This is a genomic window from Zoogloea sp. GW822-FHT05C07, assembly GCF_058800215.1.
The window spans coordinates 1,132,404-1,155,456 of the sequence record NZ_CM179510.1 but is presented as its reverse complement, the minus strand read 5'-3'; the positions used below and the strand labels follow the sequence as shown (position 1 = coordinate 1,155,456).

Below are 23,053 nucleotides of genomic sequence, written 5' to 3'. Positions count from 1 at the left end.
GGCGCGGCAGCGTCGCGCTGACTTCTCTTTGCACGGGCTGTGCCAGCCGTCCGACCATGCAGGAGGCGTTGCAAGTGATTGATTCGAAATGGCGTGGTGATGCCGAACGGCATAGATGTGTTCGGTTTTCCGGATGAGGCCTGGATAGAAGGTCGGAAATCCGGATGAGCCGGGGGCAGACGGGGAGGGCGGCGATGGCGATCAATTTGCTATTGAGAACCATTCGCGTTAATGCTAATGTCCGAATTGCTCCCCTCAACCCCGGCCTTGGCCGGCTCATGAAAGGTATCCGTCATGCGTTCCACCCTGTTCGCCCTCACCATCGCCCTGCTGCCCGCCGCCGCCTTTGCTGGCGCCAAGTGCGAGCCCCATCCCAAGTCCGAATGGATTCCCGAGGCAGAAGCGAAGGCACGCCTGGAGGCCCAGTACGAGGTCCGCAAGTTCAAGATCGACGGCTCGTGCTACGAGATCTATGGCAAGAACAAGGAAGGCAAGAAGGTCGAGATCTATTTCGATACCAAGACCCTGGCCATCGTGAAGGCCGAGATCGAGCAGTAAGTGCATCGCGAAGCTCGCCCGCGCCCCGTGTGGAATCGTCTCGTCCGTCTGACGCACTGGGGCGTTGCAGGGCTTGTGCTGTTCAACTCCTTCAACGAGAGCGGAGAGATCCACCGGCTCGCCGGCTACGTGGCGGTGGCGTTGGTGCTGCTGCGCCTCGTGCACGGGCTGATGGCAGCAGGCGGCTCGACCGCCGCCCTGCCGCTGCCCGGCTGGCAGGCGATCCGCTTACACCTGGCTGATCTGCTGCGCGGCAAAGGCCATACCGGCGTAGGCCACAATCCGGTCGGGCAGTGGATGGCCTACCTGTTGTGGATGCTGATCATCGCCCTCGGCGTGACCGGCTGGATGGCCCGCCTGGACGCCTTCTGGGGCGACGACTGGCTGATCGAGCTCCACCAGGGGCTGGCCGACGGGCTGCTGGGCTGCGTGGCGGTGCACCTGGCCGGCGTGGTGGTGATGAGCATCGTGCAGCGGGAGAACCTGGCCCGGGCCATGGTCACCGGGCGCAAGGGCGGCTGAAGCTGCAGGCGGCCGGGGCGGGCTGCTAAAATGTTGAATTAGTCATCTGCCGACGGAAATTCGCCATGCCGAACCTGACCCTCACCCGCCCCGACGACTGGCACCTGCACGTGCGCGACGGCGCCGCCCTGGCTGTGGTGGTGCCCGACACCGCCCGCCGTTTCGGCCGGGCGCTGATCATGCCCAACCTCAAGCCGCCGGTGACCAGCGTGGAGCAGGCCGCGGCCTACCGGGAGCGCATCCTCGCCGCTGTGCCGGCCGGCCTCAAGTTCGCGCCGCTGATGACGTTGTACCTCACTGACAGCCTCAAGCCCGAAGAGATCGACAAGGCCGCCGCCAGCGGCTTCATCCCCGCCGCCAAGCTCTACCCGGCCGGCGCGACGACCAACTCGGACGCGGGCGTCACCGACATCGCCAAGGTCCATCCCGTGCTCGAACGGATGGCCGAGGCGGGCATCGTTCTCTGTGTTCATGGCGAGGTAACCCATGCTGACGTTGATATCTTTGATCGCGAGCGCGTCTTTATCGATCGCGTGCTGGCGCCGCTTGCAGCGCGCTACCCGACCCTGCGCATCGTCTTCGAGCACATCACGACGGCCGACGCGGCGCAGTTTGTAACCGAGGCAGGCCCCAATGTGGGGGCGACCATCACCGCCCACCACCTGCTGCTCAACCGCAACGCGATCTTTGCCGGCGGCATCCGGCCGCACCACTATTGCCTGCCGGTTCTCAAGCGCGAGACCCACCGGGAGGCGCTGGTGAAGGTCGCCACGTCCGGCAGCAACAAGTTCTTCCTCGGTACCGACTCGGCGCCCCACGCCAAGAGCACCAAGGAGTCCGCCTGCGGCTGCGCCGGCTGCTACACCGCCCACGCTGGCATCGAGCTGTATGCCGAGGCCTTCGAGCAGGCCGGTGCGCTGGACAAGCTGGAAGCCTTCGCCAGCTTCAACGGCCCGGACTTCTACCGCCTGCCGCGTAACACCGACACGATCACGCTGGCGAAGGAAAGCTGGGACGTGCCGGCCGGCGTTGACTACCTGCCGGGCGATCCGCTGGTGCCGCTGCGCGGCGGCGAGCAGATCCACTGGAAACTGGTCTGAGTTTCTCGATACGACGATGCGCGCGACCTCTGTCCTCAAGACGCTGCTGATCCTCGCCGCCGTGCCCTTGCTCTCCGCCTGCGAGAATGACGGCATCGCCTACCTCATCGACGGCAAGGACCACTCCATCTCCCTGCTGCGCGAGCAGCGCTGGTTCTGGAGCGACGAGGTGGCCCAGTCCATCGTCGTGTCGCGCATGCCCACCTGCCTGCGCCGCTACGAGATCAAGCCCGGTGTCGCCGGCGCGGTGAAGATGGAGGTCTACGAAGCTGGCGACTACCTGTGGGCCCTCAAGCAGGGCAAGAACTGGTATCTCGCCGGCACGGAAAGATGCGAGTTCCAGCGCTGGGACGACCCGCCGGAGGAGCCGCCCGGGCGGCTCGTCGGTACCTTCACGCGCAAGAACGACACGCTGGAGTTCGTCGAGGCCACCGAGCAGTCCAAGCCGATCAAGCCCTCCGCCGAATGAGTGCGTCTGTCGACGTTCCGGCGGCGCTGGCCGACCGTCCGCTGTTCGACGGGCTGGCCGGCTTGCTGGCGCGTTTCACGGCGCAGGGCCTGCCGGGGCACGACGCGCTCGATGCCTTGTATGCCGAGGCGACTGTTGGCGCGGACGTTCGCCGGCTGCGCTTCGTGCCGCCAGTGGAAGGCGCCGTCTACGAGGCCTACATCGCCGGCCACGACGCGGTGCCGACGCGGCCCGACGACTGGCACGACTTCTTCAACGCGCTGGCCTGGTGCGTGTGGCCGCGCAGCAAGTCGGCCTGCAACCGGCTGCATCTGCAGGCCTTCGAGGCCCGTTCCTCCGCTGGACTGAACGGGCGCGGCCCACTGCGCGACGCGCTGACCCAGTTCGACGAGTGCGGTGTGCTGGTGGCCGGTTCCGATGCGGAAATCCTGCAGCTGCTGGCCGCTCATGAATGGGAGGAGGCGTTCTGGCGGCGGCGCCAGCGCCTCGCCGAGAGCACCCGCTTCCTGGTTTTCGGGCATGCCACCTGGGACCAGTTGCGTGCGCCCTTCACGGGGTTGTGCGCCAAGGCGATCTACCGGCAGGTGGATGAGGCCTGGCTCGGCTTGCCGGTCGGGCAGCGCCAGGCGGAGGCCGACGCCTGGCTGGCCGCGCATCTCGCCAGCATCGCCGACGCGCTGGCACCGGCGGCGCTGCGGCCCTTGCCTCTGCTGGGCATTCCAGGTGTCACGCCAAACAGCGAAAACGCGGATTACTATCGTGACCGGCGGCAGTTCCGCCCCCGTGCCCACTCGCGGCACGCTGTGCGATCCCCTGCGATGGCGTGACGGCTTGACCGGCGAAGCGGGGGCACCGAATATTCGCGCTCGATTTTCTCCGTGCCGCGGGCGCGGAGGCTCCTTGACCACTTGTGGGTGATCCCATCATGCAGATCGTGTCGGCCCTGCGTTCCTTCCTCGAACTCGATATCACACCCGACAGCGACGGCGTACTGGCCACCCGGCGCAGCAACCTGCGCCGCCTGCGGGTTTTTTCCGTGGTCTTCCTGCTGATCCTGGTGCCGGGCCTGGTGTGGAATTTCCTGCGCCCCCCTGAATACCGGGCGACCGCCCGGGTGCAGTTCACCGCTGGCTCCGATGTGCCGCGGGGCACGTCCGCGCCGGCCGGAGGCGAAAGCGGGCAGGCCGACCTGCTGACCCAGGTGCAGGTGCTGACCAGCCGTCCGCTGCTCGACAAGGTGGCCCGGGCGCTCGGTGACAGCGGGCATCCGCTGACGGGGAGCGATCCGGCCGCCGAGCTGCAGACCATGATCGGGGTCGCCCCGGTGGAGGGCACTGGCGTCATCGAACTGCAGGCGATCGGCCCCAAGCCGGAACTGCTGGCGGCGGTGCTGAATTCGCTCATCGAACAGTACACGACGGAAATGAAGGCCTCCTTCGGCGCGGCGGCCAGCGAAGGGCTGACGCGGGCACGGGAGGAGGCCGCCTCGCTGGCAAAGGCGGCCGTCGAAAGACGGGATCGGCTGGACGCCTTTCGGGCCAGGAACGGGGTAGTTTCCCCCGAGCGGGACGAGAACGAAGCCGTTTCCAAGATGAAGGGCCTGAGCGCCTCCCTCAGCACGGCCACCGAGAAGGTCGCGATTGCCGAATCCCGCCTGCGGGCCCTGCAGGAGCGTATCGACGCGGGCAAATGGGGCGCCAATCCGAAGGATGATTCGGCCCTCGCCGGGATGGAGGCGCGCTTGTCCCAGTGGCGCGAAGAATACCGGGAACTGGAGCGCACCTATACGCCGAGCTTCCTCAGCATGGATCCGCGGGCTCGCGCACAGCGTTCGCGGATGGCCGAGCTGGAGCGGCAGATCGATGCCCAGCGCGCCAATGGCCAGCAGATGGCGCTGGCGGCAGCCCAGGAGGAGGTGGCCAGCAGCCGTGCGACCGCTGAGAGGCTGCAGGCGCAGATCAGCACCCAGCGTGGCTCGATCCAGAACTTCTCGGAGCGCTTCGTGCAGGTCAAATCCCTGGAGAACGACCTGGCGCAGATCGAGAAGGCCGGCCGCGAGGCGCTGGAGCGTCTGGCCAAGATGGAGGCCAGCGAGCGCAGCCGCCTGCCGTCTCTGAGTCTCGTCGAGGCCGCCAATGTGCCCCAGTCGGCCTTTCGTCCGAACTACCTGCGCGATGGCCTGATCGTCCTCGGCCTGGCCTTCGGCCTGGGCCTGCTGGCGATCTGGTTCGTCGAACTGTTCAACCGCCCGCCGCCGGCCAAGGCGGCGCCGAGCAACACCACGCTGATCATCCCTCAGCCCTGGATGATGCCGGGAGGTGCTCCGCAGGCCATGCTGGGGCCGAACCACATTGCCAGCCTGCCTCCGGCGGGGGCCGCCGCGGGCCTGCTGCCGGCTGCGGCGGCGAGCCTGCGGGAGCTGCGCCAGGACGAATTGACCGCCTTGCTGGCGGCGGCGCCCGGCAAGGCCCGGGATGTCGTGGCACTGCTCCTCCTTGGCCTGAGCTCGAGCGAGGCGCTGGCCCTGCGCGCGGCTGACCTGGATGGCGCAGCCGGAACCCTCAAGGTCGGCGGCGCCGCGGCGCGTACGCTGCCGGTGCCGGCCTGGCTGCTCAAGGATCTGACGGTGGACGCCGGGGCGCCGGATGCGCCGCTGCTGCAGGGGGAGGGCGGTACTGCGCTGAGCACCGAGGATGTGCAGTCCATGCTCGCCTGCGCCGCCTTCGACGGTGGACTGGTCAATGCAGCCAGCATCACGCCGGAGGCTTTGCGGCATACTTGCACCGCCTGGCTGGTGCGCCAGGGGTTGCGCTTTTCAGATCTGGCGGCGCTGGTCGGGCGCCCCAATGCCGAGGACCTGTCGGTCTATGCCGATCTTGCGCCCGCCGGGCCCAAGAGGAGCACCGCCGAAGTCGATGTGCTGATGCCTTCGCTGCGGGACATCGAAGCTTGAGGCCGGACCCAGAATTTTTATCAAGGAAGTGAACATGCTGCAGAAATACCCCGCCTTCCCCGGTGTGGCCGGCCCGGTCGTCGTGATCGTCATGGACGGTTACGGCCTGCCCAAGAACGACGCCGGCAGCGCCATTGCCGCCGCCCGCAAGCCGACTCTCGACCGCCTGTTCGCCAACTATCCGAACATCTCCCTGCGCGCCCACGGCACCGCCGTCGGCATGCCGTCGGACGACGACATGGGCAACTCGGAAGTCGGCCACAACGCCATCGGCGCAGGCCAGGTGTATTCCCAGGGGGCCGCGCTGGTGGCCAACGCGATTGCCGACGGTTCGATCTGGCAAGGAGAGGCCTGGCAGCAGATCGTAGCCGGCGCCAAGTCCGGCCGTGGCGTGATCCACTTCATCGGCCTGTTCTCCGACGGCAACGTGCATAGCCACATCGACCACCTCAAGGCGATGGTCGTGCAGGCCAAGGCCGAAGGCGTGAAGACCGTGCGCATCCACGCGCTCATCGACGGTCGCGACGTGCCCGAGACCAGCGCGCTGGAATACGTGGTGCCCTTCGAAGCCTTCCTGGCCGAAGTCAGCACCGACGGTTTCGACGCCCGCATCGCCTCCGGCGGCGGCCGCCAGTACATCACCATGGACCGCTACGACGCCAACTGGCCGATGGTCGACAAGGGCTGGAAGACCCACGTGCTCGGCGAAGGCACCCAGTTCGCCAACGCCACCGCGGCCATCAACGGCCTGCGCGAGCGCCATCCGGGCACCATCGACCAGGATCTGCCGGAGTTCGTCATCGCTGACGGCGGCAAGCCCATCGGCACCATCGAGGACGGCGATTCGGTCGTCTTCTACAACTTCCGCGGCGACCGGGCCATCGAGATCACCCGCGCCTTCGTCGAGGACGACTTCGACAAGTTCGACCGCGTGCGCCACCCCAAGGTCACCTACGCTGGCATGCTCCAGTACGACGGCGACCTGCAGCTGCCGAAGCGCTTCCTGGTGGCTCCGCCGGCCATCAAGGACACTTCCGGCGAATGGTTCAGCAAGGCCGGCCTGGCCCAGTTCGCGTGCTCCGAGACGCAGAAGTTCGGTCACGTGACCTACTTCTGGAACGGCAACCGCTCCGGCAAGTTCGAAGGCGAAACCTGGCAGGAAGTCCCCAGCGACGTGGTGCCGTTCGAGCAGCGTCCTTGGATGAAGGCCGCCGAGATCACCGACGCGCTGATCGCCGCGCTGCAGTCCGGCCAGTACAAGATTCTGCGCTGCAACTACGCCAACGGCGACATGGTCGGCCACACTGGCAACTTCCAGGCAGCGGCGATTGCCGTCGAGGCTGTTGACCTGGCCCTGTCGCGGCTGCTGCCGGCCATCGACGCCGCCGGTGGGGTAGCGCTGATCACCGCCGACCACGGCAATGCCGACGAGATGTTCGAACTGGACAAGAAGACCAAGCAGCCCGCCCTCAACAAGGACGGCTCCTTCAAGGCCAAGACCGCCCACACCCTCAACCCGGTGCCGCTGATCCTCTACGACAACGTCAGCGGCGGCAAGCTGGGCCTCAAGCAGACCCCGACCGCCGGCCTGTCGAGCATCGCCGCCACCGTCGCCAACCTGCTCGGGCTGGAAAAGCACGCCAAGTGGGACGAGGGCGTGCTGAAGGTGAAGTAAAGGTCTGATCCTGTTGGGGGCGCTTCATCGGCCCCCATGGGAAGTTTGTCCCGACGGCCTGCCGCCGTGCCCGCTTGCGTTAGGGGCAGGGCTGCAGGCCGCGTGCCATCAGGGCACGATCACATAGTCGGGGTTGGCGATGGCGAAGACGGCCTGGCGGTCTGCGGCCGGCGGGTAGATCCACTGGGTGGTGATGTCCCGCTTGAGGTTCTTGGCGTCCTGCCGCGTCAGGCTGATCTGGCGGTCCCAGCCTTCGGTGTACAGCGCGCCCCAGGCGCCGAGATCCAGGCAGGTCACGTACTTGGGCTGGCTGTAGGCGTGCAGCGGCAGGCCGATCAGTTCGGCGGCGGCATTGTGGCCGGCGACCCGCCCGAGGCTCAGCGCGTGCTGGCAGGACATGAGGGCCACGTTGCCCTGGTCGTCCGTGGCCGCATGGGCGACGTCGCCGGTGACGAACACGTCGGCCGCCTGGCTGGCGCGCAGGTAGGGATCGACGTGGACGCGGCCCTGGGCGTCATGCTCACCGGGAATCTGCGCAGCGAGCGGATTGGCGCGGGCGCCGGCGGTCCACACGACGGTGCTGGCTTCGATGCGCTGTCCCGCCGAAGTCGTGATCCCGCCCGCGTCGATGGCCGTCACCGCGATGCCGGTGACGATCTCCACGCCGCACTCGGCCAGCGCCGCCTCGATGACCGGTCGCGGCTCCGGGCCCAGGTCGGGGCCGATGCCCGGCGCTTGTTCGATCACCACCACGCGAACCTCGGCTTCCGTGCCCAGAATCCCGCGCAGGCGCTGCGGCATTTCCGCCGCCGTCTCGATGCCGGTGAGACCGCCGCCAACGACGACCACCGTGTTGCGCGCCGGTGTTGCGGGGCATGTCGCCAGGGCGGCGAGGTGTGCCGCGAGGGTCTTGGCGTTGGCCAGCTGGTCCACATTGAAGCTGAACTCCGCGATGCCCGGGACAGGCGGCTGGAACAGCGTGCTGCCGGTGGCAAGCACGAACTTGTCGTAACCCAGGGTGCTGCGTGCGCCATCGTTGCTGACGACCTCGACTTCATGACGGTCGCTGCGGATCGACTCGACCCGTCCGGCCATGTGGCGGACTCCGGTCGCTGCGAACAGCGCCAGCAGGTCCGGATCGATGTTCTCGATAACGGCTTCGTAAAGGCGCGGGCGGACGACCAGCGTGGGGCTCGGGGACACCACCACCACCTCGACGTCCGTCCTGCCGGCCAGCCCGACTGCACGGGCTGCCGACAGCGCTGCCCACAAACCGGCAAAGCCGGAACCCGCGATGACAATTTGCTGCGTCATTCCATGTACTCCTAGCAAACGCCGGACGTAGAGGGGCCTTGCGCAGGGGCGCAATAATTCGCTCGGCACATCCGGCAGGGGCCGAGGGCGATTGACCTAAGGGGAGGGCGGCGCGGGCGGCATGCCGCGCCGCGAAGTATCAGGCCGGGGGCTTGGGCTTGCGGCCGGGCTTGCGGTTGCCGGTGCGCTCGCTGGTCCAGTCATGGACCTCGACGAAGAACTCGCCGGGTGCCTTGCGGCTGAAGCTGGTCGCCACCTCGGCGAGGGAGTGGGTCGCCAGCTCGTCACGCATCGCTTTTTCGGCCTGCAGCATGATCTTGTGGATGCCGCACACGCCGCTGGTCGCCCAGTCGGGCGGCGTTTCACCAAATACCGCACAGCGGCTGCGGATCTCCTGGCAATCGAAGAGCGGTTTGTCGCCTTCGATGGCATCGACGATGTGCAGGAAGTTGATCTCCTCCGGCGGCCGGGCCAGGCGGTAGCCGCCCCGCACGCCCTCGCTGGCGGCAACGATGCCGGCCTTTTCGAGCTTGGGGAAGATCTTGGCGACGAAGCTCGGCGAGATGCCCTGCAACTCTGCCAGGTCGCGACTGCTCAGCGCAGTGTCCCCTGAGCCGACGAGCCACAGGAGGCAGTGAATGCCGTATTCGACGCTAACGGTTAGATGTGCCATAACGCAGACTATATTTGTCTTTGTTTAAGATGACAACAAAAACGTGGACTTTATTTGTCTGCGTAAAAATCGCAGGAATGATGGACGGAATACATCAAGCTCGGCAGCCCGACATAAGCCACGCTTTCGTTGCCCCGGCGCTGCACGTGACAGACACCGCTGCAAGCCTTCTCACGGATGAAGTGCGGGCGTTAATCGCGGCGAGGCAGATGCACCGGCACAAGCCGGGTTGATTCAGTAGGCGCTGAAGCGTTGCGCCAGCTTGTGTTCACGGAAATGGGACACGACGAAATCGATGAAAGCCCGGGTCTTGGCCGGCAGCAGCTTTTGCGCAGGGAAGTAGAGCGAGAGGGCGCCGGCATCGGCATACCAGTCCGGCAGGACGCGGACGAGTCGTAGGCTGGCGAGATAGGGCTGGGCGTTGGGCATGCTGGCGACGGCGATGCCCAGGCCCTGCTCGGCCGCCTCAAGTGCAGCGGCCGGGTCGCTCATGGTCATGCGGACCTGCATGTCTATCGGCCTCTGTTCCTTATGGCGGGTGTCCTTGCTGTTGATCAGTGCCCACGGGCGGATACGCCCGGTTTGCGGCGAGCGAATGAGAATGCCGGCGTGTTGTTTCAGCTGGTCCGGATGTGTGATTGCGGGTTTATTGGAGAGATAGGCCTGGGAGGCGAGCAGCACCATGTGCGCCGGCGCCAGTTCGCGGGCGACCAGGCCGGGAGGGAGCTCGAAGCCGCCGCCGATGGCGGCGTCGAAACCCTCGGCGATCAGATCGACCTGGCGATTGTCGAAATGCCAGTCGGGCACGATGGCCGGATGCAGGGCGAGAAAGTCGCTGAGCAGGGGCACGATGTGCTCGCGCCCAAAGGCGTTGCCCATGCTGACCTTCAGCGTGCCGGCGGCTTGTCCTTCCGTATCGGCCAGGTTGGCGACCGCACTCTGGATAGTTGCCAGGCTGTTACTGACCTCGGCCAGGAAGCGCGTGCCGGCCTCGGTTAGGCGCAGGCTGCGCGTGCTGCGCTGGAACAGGCGTATGCCCAGGCCGGCCTCCAGCCGGGCCACGTTCTTGCCCACGGCGGCCGAGGTCAAGCCCAGGCGCCGTGCCGCTTCGGAGAAGCTGCCGGCTTCGGCGCTGCGAACGAAGCATTCGATGCTGCCTAAGGTTTCCATGCGCTTTTCAGACCCGCTCTAGTCGGTCTATTTGAAACTATTGGTTTAAAAAGAATAAAGGAATTCATGGCTTATCGCGATGAAGTGATCGGCGGATAGTGCGCTCCATGGCGTCGCGATAAGGCGGTGCCAAACCACTCAAGGAGAAGCATCATGTCGAAGCAGGCGCAAAACGTACAAGCCCAAGTCAATCATCTGGTCGGCAAGGTCGCCTTCGTTCAGGGCGGTTCGCGCGGCATTGGCGCCGCCATTGCCAGGCGGCTGGCACGTGATGGTGCCGCCGTGGCGCTGACTTACGCCAGTTCGGCCGGCAAGGCGCAGGAAGTCGTCGCAGAGATCGAAGCCGCCGGCGGTCGCGCCATGGCGATCAAGGCCGACAGCGCCGATGCCGTGCAGATCAAGGCTGCTGTGCAGCTGGCCGCCGACACCTACGGCAAGATCGACATCCTGGTGAACAACGCCGGTGTGCTGGCCCTGGGCAATGTTGCCGAGGCGGAGATTCCGCTCGAAGACATCGATCGCACGCTGGCCGTGAATGTGCGCAGCGTGATCGTCGCGTCGCAGGCGGTGGTCAAGCACATGGACCGGGGCGGCCGCATCATCACCATCGGCAGCACCAACTCCGACCGCATGCCCTTCCAGGGCGGCTCGGTGTACGCCATGAGCAAGGCGGCCATCGTCGGGCTGACCAAGGGCCTGGCGCGCGACCTCGGTCCGCTCGGCATCACGGTCAATAACATTCAGCCGGGCCCGATCGACACCGAGATGAATCCGGACAGCGGGGATTTTGCGCAGACCCTGAAGGGCCTGATGGCCCTGCCGCGCTACGGCTCGGCGGAGGAGGTGGCGAGTTTCGCGGCTTATCTGGCCGGCCCCGAGGCGGCCTACATCACCGGCGCCAGTCTGTTGGTCGATGGCGGATTCTCCGCCTGACCCCGGCGAATCCGGCCTCGCCGCCGGACGCCAACGGAAAAGGGGGCCGCAGCCCCCTTCCAATCCCCGCTCAGGGCAAGGCTTACTGGTTCTTGAATTCCGGCTTGCGCTTCTCGACGAAGGCGGCCATGCCTTCCTTCTGGTCGTCCAGCGCGAAGGCGGAATGGAAGACGCGGCGCTCGAACAGCAGGCCTTCGTTGAGGCTGCTCTCGAAGGACCGGTTCACCGATTCCTTGATCATCATGACCACCGGCAGGGAGTAGCCGGCGATGGTTTCGGCCGCCTTGAGAGCCTCGTCGACCAGCTGGTCGGCGGGGATCACGCGGGCGACGAGGCCGGACTTCTCGGCTTCGGCAGCGTCCATCATGCGGGCGGTCAGGCACAGGTCCATGGCCTTGCCTTTACCGACTGCGCGGGGCAGACGCTGGGTACCGCCGGCGCCGGGCAGGATGCCCAGCTTGACTTCGGGCTGGCCGAACTTGGCGGTGTCGGCGGCGAAGATCATGTCGCAGCTCATCGCCAGTTCGCAGCCGCCGCCGAGGGCGAAGCCGGCCACCGCGGCGATGATCGGCTTGCGGCAGGTCTTCACGCGTTCCCAGTTGCGGGTGATGTAGTCGCCCTTGTAGGCGTCCATGTAGCTGAAGTTGGCCATCATCGTGATGTCGGCGCCGGCCGCGAAGGCCTTTTCGGAGCCGGTGATGACGACACAGCCAATGTTCTCGTCGGCCTCGAAGCCGTTGAGGGCCACGCCCAGTTCGTCCACCAGCGCGTCATTGAGGGCGTTGAGGGCCTTCGGACGGTTGAGGGTGATCAGGCCGACCTTGCCGCGGGTCTCGACGAGAATGTTCTGATATTCCACTTGGTTCTCCTGTTGTCGCTGTTTTATTAGAGTGCCCCCGCCGTGCGCAGCCCGTCGATCTCCGCCGGGGTGAAACCCCAGTCGGCGAGCACGTCCTCGCCGGTGCCATCGACGACCGGCGGACGGGGCTGCGCGGGAATGCTGCGGCTGAAGCGTGGGGCCGGGGCCGGCTGCACGACGCCGCCGACCTCGATGAAAGTGCCGCGAGCCCGATTGTGCGGGTGTTCGGGTGCTTCGTCCATGTCCAGAACGGGCGCCACGCAGGCATCGCTGCCTTCCAGCAGCGCGCACCAGGCGTCGCGGCTGCGACTAGCCAGATGGGTGGCGAGGCGGGTTTTCAGTTCTGGCCAGCGGCTGCGTTCCCATTGCTGGCTGAAATCCGGATCGTCGATGCCGGCTTTTTGCAGGAGCAGTGCGTAGAACTGGGGTTCGATGGGGCCGATGGAGATGTACTTGCCGTCGGCGCAGCGGTAGGTGTCGTAGAACGGCGCACCGCCGTCGAGCAGGTTGGTGCCGCGCGCTTGCGACCACTGGCCCATGGCCTTCAGCGTGTACATCATGCTCATCAGCAGCGCCGAGCCGTCGGTCATCGCCGCGTCCACCACCTGGCCGTGGCCGGAGCTGCGCGCTTCTGTGAGGGCTGCCAGTACACCGACCACCAGCAGCATCGCGCCGCCGCCACAGTCGGCCACCAGATTCAGCGGCACCACCGGCTTGCCGCCGGCCTCGCCGATGGCGTGCAGCGCGCCGGACAAGGACAGGTAGTTGATGTCGTGGCCGGCGCTCTGGGACAGGGGCCCGTATTGGCCCCAGCCAGTCATGCGGCCATAGACGAGACGCGGATTGGCGGCCAGGCTCTCGGTGGGGCCAAGGCCGAGGCGCTCCATCACGCCGGGGCGGAAGCCCTCGATCAGGATGTCGGCGCCGGCAAGCAGGCGCCGTGCGGCGTCCAGGCCCTCGGCTTTCTTGAGGTCGAGGCGCACGACGCGACGGCTGCGGTTGAGGATGTCCCGCTGCGGATCGAAGATCTCGAAACCGGGCTTGGCGTTGGGGGGCGGCTTGCGTTCGATGCGCACCACCTCGGCGCCGAGGTCGGCGAGGATCATCGCGCCCATCGGGGCGGGGCCGAGGGCGGCGAATTCGACGATTTTCACGCCGTGGAGAGGACCCATGTTGTCTCCTTCCTGATTGGTTCTTGTGCGGACTGGCGCTGGAACGTGCGCAGAAGTTGCAACGAGGCCCCCGAGATCGAGAGGCGGAACGCCGCCGTAATCGATTACGGTGCGGTCCGGCCGCGCGAGATCGGGGGCCTCGTTATGGTTGATGCCTGGCTTTATTCAGCGGCGATGCTGCGGCCGATGACCAGACGCTGGATGTCGTTGGCGCCTTCGTAGATCTGGCAGATGCGCACGTCGCGGTAGATGCGCTCGACCGGGAAGTCGCTGGTGTAGCCGACGCCGCCGTGGATCTGGATGGCGTCGGAGGCGATCTTCTCGGCGGCTTCGGAGGCGAACATCTTGGCCATCGAGGCTTCCTTCAGGCAGGGCTTGCCGGCGTCCTTGAGCTGGGCAGCGCGCCACACCATCAGGCGGGCGGCGTCGAGCAGGGTGTTCATGTCGGCCAGCTTGAAGTTGACCGCCTGGTGCTCGATGATCGGCACGCCGAAGGTGACGCGCTCCTTGGCGTAGCGAATGGCGGCCTCGAAGGCGGCGCGGGCCATGCCGATGCTCTGGGCCGCGATGCCGATGCGGCCGGCTTCCAGGTTCGAAAGGGCGATCTTGTAGCCTTCGCCTTCCTTGCCGAGCAGGGCTGAAGCGGGCACGCGGCAGTTCTCGAGGATGATCTGCACGGTGTCGGAGGCATGCTGGCCCATCTTCTCTTCGGTACGGCCGACGATGAAGCCGGGCGTGGCAGTCGGCACCAGGAAGCAGGAGATGCCCTTCTTGCCGGCGGCCTTGTCGGTGACGGCGAAGACGATGGCCATCTGGGCGTGCTTGCCGGTGGTGATGAACTGCTTGACGCCGTTCAGCACGAAGTGGTCGCCGTCCTTGTCCGCCCGAGTGGTGATGGCCGCCGCGTCGGAGCCGGTGTGGGGCTCGGTGAGGCAGAAGCAGCCGAGCTTTTCGCCGCGGGCGAGGGGCTTCAGCCATTCTTCCTTCTGCGCATCGGTGCCGTACTTTTGCGTGATGCCGCAGGCCAGGGAGTTCTGCACCGAGACGATGGTAGAGGTGGCGCCGTCGCCGGCGGCGATCTCTTCCAGCGTCAGCACCAGGCTCATGTAGTCCATGCCGGCGCCGCCCCATTCCTCGGGCACTACCATGCCCAGCGCGCCGAGTTCGCCGAGTTCCTTGAGGGCCTGGGCGGGGAAGGTGTGATGCTTGTCCCATTCGGCGGCGAAGGGGGCGAGGCGCTCCTGCGCGAAGGCACGCATGGAGTCGCGGATCATTTCCTGTTCTTGGGTGAGGATCATCGTGTGGGTCCTTTCTTTACAGCATCTCGACGGCCAGGGCCGTCGCTTCGCCGCCGCCGATGCACAGGCTGGCAATGCCGCGCTTGCCGCCGGTTTTCTTGAGGGCGCCGAGGAGGGTGACGATGATGCGGGCGCCGGAGGCGCCGATGGGGTGGCCGAGAGCGCAGGCGCCGCCGTGGATGTTGACCTTGGCGGGGTCGAGGGCGAGGTCGCGGATGGCGGCCATGGTCACCACCGCGAAGGCTTCGTTGATCTCCCACAGATCCACGTCGCCAGCACTCCAGCCGGCCTTGGCGAGGAGCTTCTGCATCGCGCCGACCGGGGCGGTGGGGAACAGGGCCGGGGTGTTGGCGTGGTTGGTGTGGCCGACGATGCGGGCCAGCGGCTTGGCGCCCAGCTTTTCGGCGGTGGAGGCGCGCATCAGCACGAGGGCGGCGGCGCCGTCGGAGATGGAGCTGGAGTTGGCCGGGGTCACCGTGCCGTCCTTCTTGAAGGCCGGCTTGAGGCTCGGGATCTTCTCGATGTTGGCCTTGGGCGGCTGCTCGTCGCTGGCGATGGTCACGTCGCCCTTGCGGCCGGCGACGGTGACGGGGGTGACTTCCCACTCGAAGGAGCCGTCCTTGATGGCGGCCTGGGCGCGGGTGGTCGAGGTGATCGCCCAGGCGTCCTGCTCCTCGCGGGTGAAGCCGTAGGAGGCGGCGCATTCTTCAGCGAAGGTGCCCATCAGGCGGCCGTTGGTTTCCTTGCCGTAGCGGTCTTCGAGGCCGTCGAAGAACATGTGGTCGAGCACCTGGCCGTGGCCGAGGCGCATGCCGCCGCGGGCCTTGGGCAGCATGTAGGGGGCGTTGCTCATGGACTCCATGCCGCCGGCGACGATCACGTCGCTGCTGCCGGCCACCAGCAGGTCATGGGCCAGCAGCGTGGCCTTCATGCCGGAGCCGCACACCTTGTTGATGGTGGTACAGCCGGCGGACAGGGGCAGGCCGCCGTTGAGGGCGGCCTGGCGGGCCGGCGCCTGGCCGAGGCCGGCGGGCAGCACGCAGCCGAAGATCAGTTCCTGCACCACGTCGGCGGGCAGGCCGGAACGCTCGACAGCGGCCTTGACGGCGACGCCGCCCAGCTGCGGCGCGGTGAGGCTGGCGAAGTCGCCCTGGAAACCGCCCATCGGGGTGCGGGCGGCGGAGACGATGACGATCGGGTCGTGGGTGCTCATGGTGTGTGGCCTTTCGCGAATTCGGTGGGGAAGGGGCTTACTTGGCGGCCATGCGGATGGCGCCGTCGAGGCGGATCACTTCGCCGTTCAGGTAGCTGTTGCTGAAGATGTGTTCCACCAGCGCGGCGTACTCGGCCGGCTTGCCCATGCGGGAGGGGAAGGGAACCATCTTGCCGAGGGCCTCCTGCACGTCGGCGGGCATGCCGAGCAGCATCGGGGTTTCCATGATGCCGGGGGCGATGGTCATCACGCGGATGCCGGTGCGGGATAGTTCGCGGGCGATTGGCAGGGTCATGGCGACCACGCCGCCCTTGGACGCGGCGTAGGCAGCCTGGCCGAGCTGGCCGTCGAAGGCGGCCACCGACGCGGTGCTGACGATCACGCCGCGCTCGCCGCCGGCGTTGGGCTCGTTCTTGCTCATGATCTCCGCGGCGAGGCGGGTCATGTTGAAGGTGCCGATCAGGTTGATGTTGATGGTGCGGGCGAAGGACTCCAGCTTGTGGGCGCCTTCCTTGCCGACGACCTTCTCGGCCGGGGCGATGCCGGCACAGTTCACCAGGCCACGCAGGGTGCCCAGCTCGACGGCGGCGGCGAAGGCCGCCTTGGCGCTGTCCTCACCGGTCACGTCGGTGGCGACGAAGCGGGCGTTGGCGCCCAGCTCGCGGGCCTGGGCTTCACCGGCTTCCTTGTTCACATCGGCCAGCACGACCTTGCCGCCCTTGGCGACGATCATCTGCGCGGTGGCGGCGCCGAGGCCCGAACCGCCGCCGGTCACCACGAATACGTTGTTCTGGATTTCCATCTATCTCTCTCCTCGTTGCTGTCGGCTGAATGGCCCGCCCAAGCGGGCACGATGTGGGGCGCAGTCTAGGCACAAGCCCGGCTGGCTTCCATGCCTAAAACGCTCAATGTGGATGATAGAATTTGCCACATCGAAAGGGCGCAAAGCCCCGTGTGGCGCGGCGAGGCGTGGTTCCGGCAGCCCGTCGGGGGCGCGCTTCCGGGGCTGCGTCCCGAACCCTTTCCCTGTTCCTGTTTCCGGCCGGATTTCCATGAGCGAACCCACGTCCGACAAGGGCACGATCTCCATCGGCTTCGTCCATGAAGCGCTGGTGGAAGTTCGCGCGCGCGGTTTCGACGTGGACGCGCTGTTGAACCAGGCCGGCATCTCGCCGGAACTTCTCAACGCGCCGCAGGCGCGGGTGTCGTCGGAGCACTTCGCGGTGCTGTGGCACCTCATCGCCCAGGTGATGGACGACGAGTTCTTCGGCATGGATTCCCACCGCATGAAGGCCGGCAGCTTCACGCTGCTGTGCCATAGCGTGATCCATTGCGACACGCTGGAACGGGCGCTGCGCCGGGCGCTGCGCTTCTTCCGGCTGCTCCTCGACGACCTGGAAGGCGTGCTGGTACGCGACGGCGAGACGGCCCGCGTCGAGATCATCGACCGCCAGGCCGAGCCGCGGCGGGCCTTCGCCTACGGCACCTTCCTGATCATTCTGCACGGACTGGCCTGCTGGCTGATCGGGCGGCGCATTCCGCTGGGCCATGCGCGCTTCCGTTGCCTGGAGCCGGACTTCAGCGCCGAGTGGCGGGTGCTGTTCTCGCCGGACCTGCGCTTCGGCGACGCATGCACCGAGATCGCCTTTCCAGCCGAATTCCTCGACATGCCCACCGTGCAGAACGAGCGCACGATGAAGCTGTTCCTGCGCAGCGCGCCGGCCAATTTCCTGGTCAAGTACCGTAACAGCGAAGGGCTGGTGGCGCGCATCCGGCGCCGCCTGCGGCGGTTGCCGCCGGACGCGTGGCCGGACTTCGAGACCCTCGCCCAGCAGCTGCATTTCTCGGTGTCCACGTTGCGCCGGCACTTGCTCGACGAAGGCCAGTCTTACCAGTCGATCAAGGACGACCTGCGTCTCGACCTGGCGATCAGCCAGCTCAGCCATTCGGACAAATCGGTGCTCGACATCGCGCTGGAGCTGGGCTTCGCCGAGGCCAGCGCGTTTCACCGGGCGTTCAAGAAGTGGACCGGCGCACGGCCGGGCGAATACCGGCGCGCCCTCGCCGGACACTAGCGGAAAGGGAGCATCCTGATGGCGGCCGAAACCTCACCCTCCAGGCCGGCACGTCGTTTCCGCTGGCCGCTGCACATCCATATTTCAACGCTGTTCTTCGTGCTGGTGCTGCTCGCCGGCGGCAGCATCGCCTGGCTGTCCTACACGCGCAGCGCGCAGATGCTGGAGCGGGCCGCCGGCGATCTGCTGGGGCGCATCTCGCAGCAGACGGCGGGCGATATGGAGAGCCTGCTGCAGCCCGTCAACGCCAGCCTGCGCCTGCTGGCCCTGCAGCCGCTGGTGCGGACCGGCACGCTGGCCGAGCGGCGCGAGAGCCTGGCGGTCCTGCAGGAGGCGCTGCTGGCCACGCCATCGGTGAGTTCCTTCTACGTCGGCTACGCGACCGGCGACTTCTTCCTGCTGATGCGCTTCACCAGCGACGAGGACCGGCGCCAGCTCGGCGCGCCGCGGGGGGCGGCCTATGTGATCCAGAGCATCGCCGGGCAGGACGGCCGCTTCATTTTCCTCGACGATGCGCTGGCCGAGCTGAAGCTGCGGGAGCGCCCGGAATATCCGAGCAATTACGATCCGCGCCGGCGCGGCTGGTACACGCAGGCCATGGGCAGCCGCGACTCGGTGCTGACCGCGCCCTACCTGTTCGCGGCCACCGGCAAGCTCGGCATGACGCTGGCGCGCCGTGCCGAGTCCGGCCGTGCGGTGGTGGGGGCCGACATCCGCCTGGCCGCGCTGGATGACACGCTGCGCCGCCAGCGCATTACGCCGGGCTCGCAGCTGGTGCTGTTCGACGTGGACAAACGGGTGATCGCCTACTCGGAGCCGGGCTGGCAGCCCCGTGCTGTCGGCGGCACGGTCGAGCGGCCGCTGCTGTCCGCGCTGGACGGTGGCGGGTTGGCGGGGCTGGCAGCCCGCTTGCCTGGGCTCGACAGATCCGGCGAGATGCCGATGACTGCCTTCGCGTCGGGCGGCCGCAGCTGGCATGGGGCGGTGGCCCAGCTGTCCCTGCAGGGTGGCCGGCCGGTCTATCTCGGCGTGGCGATCCCCGATGAGGAATTGCTCACCGAGGCCCGGGAGATCCGCAACAGCTCCATCGCCGCGACGCTGATCGTCGTGCTGCTGGCCTTGCCGCTGACCTACTGGACGGCCCGCCTGGTGGCGCGGCCGATCCGCGAACTGGCCGTGGAGACCGCGGCGATCCGCCGTTTCGACTTCGCAGGGGCGGTGAAGACCCGCTCGGTGGTGCGTGAGGTGGACGATCTGGCGGCGGATCTGGGGGCGATGAAGGGCGCCGTCCGGCGCTTCCTCGACATTGCGTCGTTGATTGCCGAGGAGTCCGACTTCGACCGCCTGTTGCCGCGCTTGGTGGACGAGACGCTGGCGGTGGTCGGCGCACGGGCAGGGGGGCTCTACCTGGCGCGGGACGGTGACGGTGGCGACGGGCTGGATGCGGTGGCCTTGCGTGGAGCCGATGGCAACAGCCTGCCGATGCCCGTTGCGCCGTTGGGCGAGGCGATGGCCGAACTGGTGCCCGCCGGCGCACGCTCGGCCGTTGGCGAGCTACGCTCCGGCCACGGCGCCGGGCGCAGTTGCACCGGTCTGTGCGAGGCCATCGGCGAGCACACGCTGGCCTATCTGGCGGTGCCGCTGCTCGACCGCAAGCAGCAGCGTCTGGGCTTGCTGGTGTTGTGGTTCCGGCAGGCGCCGGACCCGGAGCTGGTGCATTTCGTCGAGGCGCTGTCCGGTTCGGCGGCGGTGTCCGTCGAGACGCGCGGCCTGATCCATGCGCAGAAGCAGATGTTCGAGTCCTTCGTCCGCCTGCTGGCCGGCGCCATCGACGCCAAGAGCCCCTACACCGGCGGCCACTGCGCGCGGGTGCCGGTGCTGTCGAAGATGCTGGCGCGGGCGGCCTGCGCGGCGACCGAGGGGCCGTACCGCGATTTCTGCCTCAGCGACGAGGAGTGGGAGGCGGTGCATATCGCGGCCTGGCTGCACGACTGCGGCAAGGTCACCACGCCGGAATACGTGGTGGACAAGGCCACCAAGCTGGAGACGATCTACGACCGCATCCACGAGGTGCGAATGCGTTTCGAGGTGCTCAAGCGCGACGCGGAGGTGGCATGCTGGCGTGCCATCGCCGATGGGGCGGATGCCGTCGAAGAACGGGCACGGCTGACCGAAGCGTGGGCCCAGCTCGACGAGGAGTTCGCCTTCGTGGCGTCGTGCAACCAGGGTGGCGAGGCGATGGCGCCGGAGCGTGTCGAGCGCCTGCGGCAGATCGCCGGGCGGACCTGGCTGCGCACCTTCGACGACCGGCTCGGCGTCTCCGAGGACGAGCGCCGCCGCAAGCCGGCCACAAGTCTGCCGGTGCAGGAGGCGCTGCTGGCCGACAAGTCCGAGCACCGCATCGAGCGCCGCCCTGAGGAGCGCATCGCGGCGGACAACCCGTGGGGCTTCCGCATGGCGGTGCCGGAGCTGCTCTACAACCGTGGCGAGCTGGCCAACCTGTCGGTGGCGCGGGGCACCCTCACTGAGGAGGACCGCTACAAGATCAACGAGCACATCGTGCAGACCATCCGCATGCTCGCCGCGCTGCCTTTCCCGCGCCATCTGAAGGCGGTGCCGGAACTCGCCGGCGGGCACCACGAGAAGATGGACGGCACCGGCTACCCGCGCGGCCTGCACCGGGACGAGATGAGCCCGGTGGCGCGGATGATCGCCATCGCCGACATCTTCGAGGCGCTGACCGCGGTGGATCGGCCCTACAAGCGCGGCAAGCGCCTGTCGGAGGCGATGGCGATCATGGCGCGCATGCGCGACGCGGCGCACATTGACGCGGAGCTGTTCGCGCTGTTCGTGCAGGCAGGGGTGTATCGGGATTACGCGCTGCGCTTCATGCAGCCGGAGTGCATCGACGACGTGGACGAGGCGGCGCTGCTGAGGCAGGGCTGAGGCGACGGGGCGTACTGCGGGGGAGAGGTGGTGGGTGGTGCGTTGCCCGGCAGCGGATCGCGCCGCCGGGCAAGGTGTGGTGCGGACGAAGCTCAGTTCGTCAGGTTGGCGGCCGCCAGGGCGGTCAGCCAGCCGCTGGCCACGACGCCGGCCGGGAACAGCAGGCGCATGCGGGTCGGGAAGGGGTAGCTCTCGACCCAGCGATAGAACACCGACCCGCCGGCGATGCTGACGGACAGCGCAACCAGCAGGCCGGCCGCGTTGATGACCGGGTTAGTCGGGAAGAAGTAGGTGATGGTGGCATTGACCAGCAGGCACAGCGGGAAATGCACCAGGAACACCGAATAGGAAATGCGGCTCAGACGGGCCAGCGGGGCCGGCAGCGGCATGGTGTGCAGCACGTGGGTCCACCGCGCCAGGCCGAGGAAGACCGCGACGGTGCCGGCGATGGCGATGCGGCCGCGGAAGTCCACGCTCAGTGCGGCGATGGCCAGCAGGGCCAGCAGGGCCAGCCAGCGGCCGGCCAGTTCGCGGCCGGACGCCCACCAGGCCAGCATGCCCATGCCGAAGGCGCCGAAGAAGTAGAAGGCGCTCTCGTCCCACCAGGCGTCCCGGTTGAAGTAGAACAGGGACGCGATGGTCATGCCGCCGATCAGCAGCGGCGCGGCGGCGCGCAGGGCTGGCTGGCGGTGGGCCAGCTGGGTTGGCAGCCACAGCAGCAGGATGCCCAGCGCGAAGAGCTGGAAGTCGATGGCCACGTACCACACGCCGGCCGACAGGGCTTCCTGGTCGAGCAGGTCGTGCAGCAACAACACGTGGGCCAGCAGGCGGGGCAGGTCGGGGGCCGACGAGATGGAATGGTGGTCCATCACCAGACCGGCCAGCGCCGAACAGCAGATGGCGATCAGCAGCGCGGCGGAATAGGGAACGACGAGGCGGGTATAGCGCTGCAGCAGCGCGTACAGCGGCACGATCGGCGTCGGCAGCCCGGCGGGGGCGAACTTGGATGCGAACAGGAAACCGGAGACGACCAGGAAGATCTGCACCGCCATGCGGGCATAGACGTCCAGGCCTTCGATCAGCGTCGGCATCAGGGGTTTGGCTACATCCGCCATCGGGCCGTAAAAGGCCAGGTGGTGCAGCACGATCAATACACAGGCGATGGCCTTGAGGGCATCTATCGCCGGCATTCTTAGAGCTTCACTGCGCATGGGTTCGCGTGTCCTCCGGAAGGCAGGAATCGATGCTCAACATGCGGGCACGAGCGGGCTCTGCGGCCTGCTCGGGCGGACAGGATCTGCGGGAAGGAAAGGTGGCCGATGCGGTTCTGGCACGGTGTGCCGGATGCTCGACGAAGCTGGGACAGAAACAGATCAATCCGGAAAATCGCCGGTTGGGGCGATGTTGCTCGGCGTGTTGAACGCTAGCCCGTAATTATACGGAGCATACGCAGGGGTGTGGTCAAAATTCGCCCAAAATGGGCATATCCCGAAAGATATGCCCATTCGTCCGGCGGGAGGCGCGGGCGCGCGCCGGAGGGCTTACGGCTTGTAGGCTTCGACCGGCAGGGTGATCGTCACTTCATCGCCTACGTGAGGGGCGTATTTGCCCATGTTGAAATCGGTGCGCTTGACCTTGGCGGTGGCGGTGGCGCCACAGGCATCCTTCTTCAGCATCGGGTGCGGCATGCAGTGGAAGGATACAACGGTCAGGGTCACCGGCTTGGTGATGCCCTTGAGGGTCAGGTTGCCTTCGATGGTGGTCGGCTTGTCGCCGTCGAAGTTCACCTTGGTGGACTTGTAGGTGGCGGTCGGGAACTGGGCCGTGGCCAGGAAATCCTCACCCTGGATGTGTTGGTTGAACAGCGGGTAGCCGGTGTCCACCGAGGTGGTGTCGATGGTCACGTCGACGGAGCCGGTCTTGGCGGCCTTGTCCAGGGTGATGGTGCCGCTGGCCTTATCGAAGCGCGACAGCTGAATGGAGTAGCCGAGGTGGCTGTACTCGAAGCGCGGCAGGGTGTGGGTACCGTCGATGGTGTAGGTTTCCGGTGCAGCAAATGCGGCGGACGACAGGGCGGCGGCGATGGCCAGGGTGACGAGTTTCTTCATGCTGAATCTCCGTTT

General features: G+C 67.1%; 20 protein-coding genes. 10 read left to right on the top strand and 10 right to left on the bottom strand.

All coding sequences use genetic code 11. The features are described 5' to 3' along the window. Positions 1-294 precede the first annotated feature (294 nt). The 7 genes from AC3QL2_RS05485 to gpmI all read left to right on the top strand — a co-directional run bounded on the left by AC3QL2_RS05485 (position 295) and on the right by gpmI (position 7,277). Positions 295-558: a PepSY domain-containing protein gene (locus tag AC3QL2_RS05485; protein WP_481119357.1), complete on the top strand. Its 264-nt coding sequence runs from the start codon at positions 295-297 to the stop codon at positions 556-558. After that, positions 559-1,080 carry a cytochrome b/b6 domain-containing protein gene (locus AC3QL2_RS05480; RefSeq protein ID WP_493231989.1) on the top strand — a complete coding sequence of 174 codons (522 nt, stop codon included), beginning with the start codon at positions 559-561 and terminating at the stop codon, positions 1,078-1,080. 65 nt (positions 1,081-1,145) lie between these two features. Continuing rightward, the gene (gene pyrC, locus AC3QL2_RS05475) at positions 1,146-2,180 is read left to right on the top strand and encodes a dihydroorotase (RefSeq protein WP_493231990.1); all 1,035 of its coding nucleotides are present in this window, start codon (positions 1,146-1,148) and stop codon (positions 2,178-2,180) included. A gap of 16 nt (positions 2,181-2,196) precedes the next feature. Continuing rightward, positions 2,197-2,649 carry a hypothetical protein gene (locus AC3QL2_RS05470; RefSeq protein ID WP_493231992.1) on the top strand — a complete coding sequence of 151 codons (453 nt, stop codon included), beginning with the start codon at positions 2,197-2,199 and terminating at the stop codon, positions 2,647-2,649. Continuing rightward, positions 2,646-3,476 carry a DUF3025 domain-containing protein gene (locus AC3QL2_RS05465; protein WP_493231993.1) on the top strand — a complete coding sequence of 277 codons (831 nt, stop codon included), beginning with the start codon at positions 2,646-2,648 and terminating at the stop codon, positions 3,474-3,476. The genes AC3QL2_RS05470 and AC3QL2_RS05465 overlap by 4 nt, the downstream gene beginning before the upstream one ends. A 98-nt stretch (positions 3,477-3,574) precedes the next feature. Next, positions 3,575-5,602: a GumC family protein gene (locus AC3QL2_RS05460; RefSeq protein WP_493231994.1), complete on the top strand. Its 2,028-nt coding sequence runs from the start codon at positions 3,575-3,577 to the stop codon at positions 5,600-5,602. A 34-nt stretch (positions 5,603-5,636) separates the two neighbouring features. Further along, on the top strand, positions 5,637-7,277 hold the full coding sequence (gene gpmI, locus AC3QL2_RS05455) for a 2,3-bisphosphoglycerate-independent phosphoglycerate mutase (RefSeq protein ID WP_493231996.1): 1,641 nt from the start codon (positions 5,637-5,639) through the stop codon (positions 7,275-7,277). 108 nt (positions 7,278-7,385) lie between these two features. Here the strand turns inward: gpmI and AC3QL2_RS05450 are convergent, their stop codons facing one another. The 3 genes from AC3QL2_RS05450 to AC3QL2_RS05440 form a co-directional block, all read right to left on the bottom strand. Further along, positions 7,386-8,591, bottom strand: coding sequence for an NAD(P)/FAD-dependent oxidoreductase (locus AC3QL2_RS05450; protein WP_493231998.1), 1,206 nt, complete (start codon positions 8,589-8,591; stop codon positions 7,386-7,388). 139 nt (positions 8,592-8,730) lie between these two features. Beyond that, positions 8,731-9,264 carry an RrF2 family transcriptional regulator gene (locus AC3QL2_RS05445; RefSeq protein WP_493231999.1) on the bottom strand — a complete coding sequence of 178 codons (534 nt, stop codon included), beginning with the start codon at positions 9,262-9,264 and terminating at the stop codon, positions 8,731-8,733. Positions 9,265-9,498: 234 nt separating this feature from the next. Next, complete coding sequence (locus AC3QL2_RS05440; RefSeq protein ID WP_493232001.1) at positions 9,499-10,434, bottom strand: LysR family transcriptional regulator; 936 nt, start codon at positions 10,432-10,434, stop codon at positions 9,499-9,501. 153 nt (positions 10,435-10,587) lie between these two features. Between AC3QL2_RS05440 and AC3QL2_RS05435 the strand changes: the two genes are divergently transcribed. After that, the gene (locus AC3QL2_RS05435) at positions 10,588-11,367 is read left to right on the top strand and encodes a 3-oxoacyl-ACP reductase family protein (protein ID WP_493232003.1); all 780 of its coding nucleotides are present in this window, start codon (positions 10,588-10,590) and stop codon (positions 11,365-11,367) included. An 82-nt stretch (positions 11,368-11,449) separates the two neighbouring features. Here AC3QL2_RS05435 and AC3QL2_RS05430 read toward each other — a convergent pair whose 3' ends face one another. From AC3QL2_RS05430 to AC3QL2_RS05410, 5 genes are all read right to left on the bottom strand, one after another. Beyond that, a complete protein-coding gene (locus AC3QL2_RS05430) occupies positions 11,450-12,226 on the bottom strand; it encodes an enoyl-CoA hydratase (RefSeq protein ID WP_493232005.1) in 777 nt (258 codons plus the stop codon). A 26-nt stretch (positions 12,227-12,252) separates the two neighbouring features. Beyond that, a complete protein-coding gene (locus AC3QL2_RS05425) occupies positions 12,253-13,398 on the bottom strand; it encodes a CaiB/BaiF CoA transferase family protein (protein ID WP_493232007.1) in 1,146 nt (381 codons plus the stop codon). Between the two features lie 161 nt (positions 13,399-13,559). Then, positions 13,560-14,696 carry an acyl-CoA dehydrogenase gene (locus AC3QL2_RS05420; RefSeq protein WP_493232009.1) on the bottom strand — a complete coding sequence of 379 codons (1,137 nt, stop codon included), beginning with the start codon at positions 14,694-14,696 and terminating at the stop codon, positions 13,560-13,562. Positions 14,697-14,712: 16 nt separating this feature from the next. Beyond that, on the bottom strand, positions 14,713-15,909 hold the full coding sequence (locus AC3QL2_RS05415) for an acetyl-CoA C-acetyltransferase (RefSeq protein WP_493232011.1): 1,197 nt from the start codon (positions 15,907-15,909) through the stop codon (positions 14,713-14,715). A gap of 37 nt (positions 15,910-15,946) precedes the next feature. After that, complete coding sequence (locus AC3QL2_RS05410; RefSeq protein WP_493232013.1) at positions 15,947-16,711, bottom strand: 3-hydroxyacyl-CoA dehydrogenase; 765 nt, start codon at positions 16,709-16,711, stop codon at positions 15,947-15,949. Positions 16,712-16,961: 250 nt separating this feature from the next. Between AC3QL2_RS05410 and AC3QL2_RS05405 the strand changes: the two genes are divergently transcribed. Continuing rightward, positions 16,962-17,984 carry an AraC family transcriptional regulator gene (locus tag AC3QL2_RS05405; RefSeq protein ID WP_493232014.1) on the top strand — a complete coding sequence of 341 codons (1,023 nt, stop codon included), beginning with the start codon at positions 16,962-16,964 and terminating at the stop codon, positions 17,982-17,984. A gap of 18 nt (positions 17,985-18,002) precedes the next feature. Then, positions 18,003-20,930, top strand: a complete 2,928-nt coding sequence (locus AC3QL2_RS05400) for an HD domain-containing phosphohydrolase (protein WP_493232016.1) — start codon at positions 18,003-18,005, stop codon at positions 20,928-20,930. Positions 20,931-21,022: 92 nt separating this feature from the next. Here the strand turns inward: AC3QL2_RS05400 and AC3QL2_RS05395 are convergent, their stop codons facing one another. Next, positions 21,023-22,120, bottom strand: a complete 1,098-nt coding sequence (locus tag AC3QL2_RS05395) for an acyltransferase family protein (RefSeq protein ID WP_493232018.1) — start codon at positions 22,118-22,120, stop codon at positions 21,023-21,025. Between the two features lie 351 nt (positions 22,121-22,471). Then, a complete protein-coding gene (locus tag AC3QL2_RS05390; protein WP_493232020.1) occupies positions 22,472-23,038 on the bottom strand; it encodes a YceI family protein in 567 nt (188 codons plus the stop codon). Between the last annotated feature and the right edge of the window lie 15 nt (positions 23,039-23,053).

Coding starts and splice junctions, on each gene's coding strand:
- AC3QL2_RS05485 (WP_481119357.1), top strand. CDS start 295: ATGCGTTCCACCCTGTTCGCCCTCACCATCGCCCTGCTGCCCGCCGCC.
- pyrC (WP_493231990.1), top strand. CDS start 1,146: ATGCCGAACCTGACCCTCACCCGCCCCGACGACTGGCACCTGCACGTG.
- AC3QL2_RS05470 (WP_493231992.1), top strand. CDS start 2,197: ATGCGCGCGACCTCTGTCCTCAAGACGCTGCTGATCCTCGCCGCCGTG.
- AC3QL2_RS05465 (WP_493231993.1), top strand. CDS start 2,646: ATGAGTGCGTCTGTCGACGTTCCGGCGGCGCTGGCCGACCGTCCGCTG.
- AC3QL2_RS05460 (WP_493231994.1), top strand. CDS start 3,575: ATGCAGATCGTGTCGGCCCTGCGTTCCTTCCTCGAACTCGATATCACA.
- gpmI (WP_493231996.1), top strand. CDS start 5,637: ATGCTGCAGAAATACCCCGCCTTCCCCGGTGTGGCCGGCCCGGTCGTC.
- AC3QL2_RS05450 (WP_493231998.1), bottom strand. CDS start 8,591: ATGACGCAGCAAATTGTCATCGCGGGTTCCGGCTTTGCCGGTTTGTGG.
- AC3QL2_RS05445 (WP_493231999.1), bottom strand. CDS start 9,264: ATGGCACATCTAACCGTTAGCGTCGAATACGGCATTCACTGCCTCCTG.
- AC3QL2_RS05440 (WP_493232001.1), bottom strand. CDS start 10,434: ATGGAAACCTTAGGCAGCATCGAATGCTTCGTTCGCAGCGCCGAAGCC.
- AC3QL2_RS05435 (WP_493232003.1), top strand. CDS start 10,588: ATGTCGAAGCAGGCGCAAAACGTACAAGCCCAAGTCAATCATCTGGTC.
- AC3QL2_RS05425 (WP_493232007.1), bottom strand. CDS start 13,398: ATGGGTCCTCTCCACGGCGTGAAAATCGTCGAATTCGCCGCCCTCGGC.
- AC3QL2_RS05420 (WP_493232009.1), bottom strand. CDS start 14,696: ATGATCCTCACCCAAGAACAGGAAATGATCCGCGACTCCATGCGTGCC.
- AC3QL2_RS05415 (WP_493232011.1), bottom strand. CDS start 15,909: ATGAGCACCCACGACCCGATCGTCATCGTCTCCGCCGCCCGCACCCCG.
- AC3QL2_RS05410 (WP_493232013.1), bottom strand. CDS start 16,711: ATGGAAATCCAGAACAACGTATTCGTGGTGACCGGCGGCGGTTCGGGC.
- AC3QL2_RS05405 (WP_493232014.1), top strand. CDS start 16,962: ATGAGCGAACCCACGTCCGACAAGGGCACGATCTCCATCGGCTTCGTC.
- AC3QL2_RS05400 (WP_493232016.1), top strand. CDS start 18,003: ATGGCGGCCGAAACCTCACCCTCCAGGCCGGCACGTCGTTTCCGCTGG.
- AC3QL2_RS05395 (WP_493232018.1), bottom strand. CDS start 22,120: ATGCCGGCGATAGATGCCCTCAAGGCCATCGCCTGTGTATTGATCGTG.
- AC3QL2_RS05390 (WP_493232020.1), bottom strand. CDS start 23,038: ATGAAGAAACTCGTCACCCTGGCCATCGCCGCCGCCCTGTCGTCCGCC.